The 518-nt window shown below is 64.9% G+C and carries 1 protein-coding gene; it reads left to right on the top strand.

Annotated features, from left to right (window positions below; genetic code table 11):
* Window positions 1-518: RHS repeat-associated core domain-containing protein (locus V3W49_RS23085; RefSeq protein WP_500148321.1), on the top strand; the 518-nt coding region annotated here is incomplete at both ends.

The raw sequence follows: 518 nt of genomic DNA, 5'->3' as shown, positions 1-518 counted from the left end.
GCCAGCTATCGCTACGACGCCCTGGGCAGGCGCATTGCGAAAACGGTCACCACCCGGCGCGGTACGGTGGAAACCCGCTTCCTGTGGCAGGGCTGGCGCCTGTTGCAAAGCCGGGAAGGGGAGCGCTGCGCCACTTATCTGTACGATCCGAACGAAAGCTGGAGCCCGCTGGCGCGAGTCGATCACCATGTCCAGGCGCAGGACGGGGAATGCTACTGGTTCACCACCGATCTGAACGGCGCGCCGCTGGAGGTCACCGACGGCGATGGCGCGGTGCGCTGGAGCGGGCAGTACGGCAGCTTTGGCGAAGTCAGCCACCAGACCGCGGAAAGCTGGGCGCTGCGCCAGGGAAAACCGACCATCAACCAGCCGCTGCGCTACGCCGGACAGTACGCCGACAGCGAAACCGGTCTGCACTACAACCTGTTCCGCTACTACGACCCGGGCGTGGGGCGCTTTACCACTCAGGATCCGATAGGGTTGCAGGGTGGGCTGAACCTGTATCAGTATGCGCCGAA

This window comes from Rosenbergiella sp. YN46 (assembly GCF_036620675.1).
In the GTDB taxonomy this organism is placed as follows: Bacteria; Pseudomonadota; Gammaproteobacteria; order Enterobacterales; family Enterobacteriaceae; genus Jejubacter.
Note: the sequence above shows the minus strand (reverse complement) of the source record. Positions and strands in the feature narration are given on the sequence as shown.